The following is a 3,928-nucleotide window of genomic DNA, read 5'->3' as shown; positions in this document are numbered from 1 at the left end:
ATTTCAGTAGCGGCATCACTAATTCCTTTCCTAGAGCACGATGATGCCAACCGCGCCCTTATGGGTTCTAATATGCAGCGCCAGGCAGTTCCATTGCTACGTCCAGAGCGACCTCTCGTAGGCACTGGTTTAGAGGCCCAAGCGGCGCGAGATTCTGGGATGGTGATTATTAGTCGCACAGATGGAGTTGTAACCTACGTATCGGCAGATCGCATTCGCGTGCGAGATGATAGCGGTAATGAACAGGAATACCAAGTCCAGAAGTATCATCGCTCTAACCAAGATACCTGTTTGAACCAGCGGCCAATCGTAACTGAGGGCGATCGAGTCGTGGCTGGTCAGGTGCTGGCCGACGGCTCTGCTACTGAAGGCGGTGAACTGGCGCTTGGGCAGAACATTCTAGTCGCCTATATGCCATGGGAAGGCTACAACTACGAAGATGCCATCCTGATCAGTGAGCGGCTAGTTTATGACGATGTGTACACCTCCATTCACATCGAAAAGTTTGAAATTGAGGCTCGTCAAACCAAGCTTGGCCCTGAAGAGATTACCCGCGAAATTCCTAACGTGGGTGAAGATGCCCTCAGACAACTTGATGAGGGTGGGATCATTCGCATTGGTGCTTGGGTAGAGTCAGGCGATATCCTCGTTGGGAAAGTGACTCCTAAGGGTGAGTCTGATCAGCCTCCAGAAGAAAAGCTACTACGAGCTATTTTCGGTGAAAAGGCCAGGGATGTGCGGGATAACTCATTGCGGGTTCCCAACGGCGAAAAGGGGCGAGTTGTAGATGTGCGCGTGTTTACCCGCGAGCAGGGCGATGAATTGCCACCAGGTGCCAACATGGTAGTGCGCGTGTACGTAGCGCAAAAGCGTAAAATTCAAGTTGGTGACAAGATGGCAGGCCGCCACGGTAACAAGGGAATCGTTTCTCGAATTCTGCCAAAGGAAGACATGCCCTACTTACCCGATGGCACTCCAGTTGATATTGTGCTGAACCCTCTGGGTGTGCCATCTCGTATGAATGTGGGACAGGTCTTTGAGTGCTTGTTAGCTTGGGCAGGCGAGCATTTGGATGCCCGATTTAAGATCATTCCCTTTGACGAGATGCACGGCTTAGAAAAATCTCGCGAAACCGTGCATGGCAAGTTGCAGGAAGCGCGAGAGCACAAGTCTAAAACTGATCCAATCCAGAACTGGGATTGGCTGTATTCACCTGAACATCCCGGCAAGACAGTAGTCTACGACGGACGCACGGGCCTGCCCTTCGACAATCCAGTGACGGTAGGCAAGGCTTACATGCTGAAGCTGGTGCACCTAGTAGATGACAAGATCCATGCTCGATCAACAGGTCCCTACTCATTGGTTACTCAACAACCTCTGGGTGGTAAGGCCCAGCAGGGTGGTCAACGCTTTGGAGAAATGGAAGTTTGGGCTTTGGAAGCTTATGGCGCTGCATACATCTTGCAGGAACTGTTAACGGTGAAATCCGATGACATGCAAGGGCGGAATGAAGCACTGAATGCGATCGTCAAAGGTAAAGCCATTCCACGGCCCGGCACACCAGAGTCCTTTAAGGTGTTGATGCGAGAACTCCAGTCCCTCTGTTTAGACGTAGCGGTACACAAGGTGGAGACTAAAGAAGACGGTACTAGTCGTGATGTGGAAGTTGACCTCATGGCTGATGTGGGTGGTCGTCGTACTCCATCTCGGCCAACTTACGAATCCCTTTCCCGTGAGGAATTTGTTGAAGAAGATTTATAGCCTGCTGTTCGTTGATTGTCTAGCTGGTTGCGATTGGTAACCATTCCTTGGATACGCACAAGTAGCCACAGACAATCCATCAATGACATTGACGATTGCTATTACCAAAGGACACGAGACCCATGCCAAAGCTAGAGCAACGCTTTGATTACGTAAAAATTGGGCTGGCATCACCGGAACGAATTCGTCAGTGGGGAGAGCGTACCCTGCCTAATGGCCAAGTGGTTGGCGAAGTCACCAAGCCAGAAACAATTAACTATCGCACACTCAAGCCAGAAATGGACGGCTTGTTTTGTGAGCGGATCTTTGGCCCTGCAAAAGATTGGGAGTGCCACTGCGGCAAGTACAAGCGCGTTCGCCATCGGGGCATTGTCTGTGAGCGGTGTGGCGTAGAAGTAACCGAATCTCGTGTACGTCGGCACCGCATGGGCTACATTAAGCTAGCAGCACCAGTGACCCACGTCTGGTATCTCAAGGGAATTCCTAGCTACATGGCCATTCTCTTGGATATGCCTCTGCGGGATGTAGAGCAGATTGTCTATTTCAATGCCTATGTAGTCTTGAATGTCGGTAATTCTCAGGAACATGGATTAAACCTGACCTACAAGCAGTTATTGACCGAGGATCAGTGGCTAGAAATTGAGGATCAAATTTACAGTGAAGATTCCCAGCTAAGTGGCATTGAAGTAGGCATTGGGGCGGAAGCCATTCATCGGTTGTTACAGGATATCAACTTAGAAGCCGAAGCCGAACAACTGCGCGAAGAAATCGCTATGTCCAAGGGACAAAAGCGGGCGAAGTTAATCAAGCGGCTGCGGGTTATTGACAACTTTGTGGCTACCGGTTCTAAGGCTGAGTGGATGGTGCTGGAGGTTATTCCAGTGATTCCACCCGATTTGCGCCCAATGGTTCAGCTTGACGGCGGTCGCTTTGCCACCTCTGACTTAAATGACCTCTATCGGCGAGTGATTAACCGCAATAATCGCTTGGCTAGACTGCAAGAAATTCTAGCTCCAGAGATTATTGTTCGCAATGAAAAGCGGATGCTGCAAGAGGCAGTGGATGCCCTAATTGATAATGGTCGGCGGGGGCGTACGGTTGTTGGGGCTAACAATCGTCCCTTGAAGTCACTGTCTGACATTATTGAAGGTAAGCAGGGACGGTTCCGGCAAAACTTGCTGGGTAAGCGGGTAGATTATTCTGGCCGCTCAGTAATCGTAGTCGGGCCTAAGCTAAAAATCCATCAGTGCGGCTTACCCAGAGAGATGGCGATCGAACTGTTCCAGCCCTTTGTTATTCATCGGTTGATTCGCCAAGGTCTAGTCAACAATATCAAAGCTGCAAAAAAGCTGATTCAACGTGGTGATGCCAGTGTTTGGGATGTGTTGGAAGATGTGATTGAAGGTCACCCAGTCCTACTGAACCGGGCACCAACTCTTCACCGATTGGGAATTCAGGCATTTGAGCCAATTCTAGTAGAGGGGCGAGCAATTCAACTCCATCCCCTAGTATGCCCAGCCTTTAATGCAGACTTTGACGGTGACCAGATGGCGGTGCATGTGCCGCTGTCTCTAGAAGCTCAAGCAGAGGCTCGTTTACTGATGCTAGCTTCTAACAACATTTTGCTCCCTGCTACTGGTCGTCCAGTGATTACACCCAGTCAGGACATGGTTTTAGGTTGTTACTACCTGACGGCTGACAACCCTAACGCTAAGCGTGGCGAAGGTCGGTATTTTGCCAGCTTGGATGATGTGATCGCTGCCTACGAAGATGTTGAGCAACGCCAACTCGATCTTCATGCCTACATCTGGGTGAGATTCGACGGTGATGTGGAGTCCGGTGAGACTGAAGTAGAATCGATCGTTGAAACCAGTCCTGACGGCACCGTTGTTAAGTTGTATACTGGCGAAAAATCCGGTGCTCAACTGCGGCGAGTCCGTGAAGATGCTGATGGGAATTTGATTTCTCAGTACATACGCACCACTCCAGGTCGTGTAATTTACAACAAAGTTATTCATGATGCACTGATGGTATAGGCAGAAGTCAAGGGTCAGTGTGCATTGATAATGAGAGCTTTAAGGTCAGAGATTCCCAGATCTGAACCGGACAACTATTAGGGACGCAAAATTAACCAGTGAACCACAGATAAGGGATGGAGATAGCAAGC

At 49.9% G+C, this 3,928-nt stretch carries 2 protein-coding genes; both read left to right on the top strand.

What is annotated here, in order from left to right; translation table 11 throughout:
- Positions 1-1,761 (top strand): DNA-directed RNA polymerase subunit beta (locus NZ772_15275; protein ID MCS6814916.1); only part of this gene is annotated, 1,761 nt, incomplete at its 5' end.
- Positions 1,762-1,883: 122 nt separating this feature from the next.
- The gene (locus NZ772_15270) at positions 1,884-3,797 is read left to right on the top strand and encodes a DNA-directed RNA polymerase subunit gamma (protein ID MCS6814915.1); all 1,914 of its coding nucleotides are present in this window, start codon (positions 1,884-1,886) and stop codon (positions 3,795-3,797) included.
- The last annotated feature ends 131 nt before the right edge of the window (positions 3,798-3,928 follow it).

The organism is Cyanobacteriota bacterium (genome assembly GCA_025054735.1).
Classification (GTDB): Bacteria; Cyanobacteriota; Cyanobacteriia; order SKYG9; family SKYG9; genus SKYG9.
This window is presented reverse-complemented; position numbering and strand designations above follow the sequence as displayed.

Excerpts from the sequence above, each read along its gene's own strand:
- NZ772_15270 (MCS6814915.1), top strand. The coding sequence starts at position 1,884 with ATGCCAAAGCTAGAGCAACGCTTTGATTACGTAAAAATTGGGCTGGCA.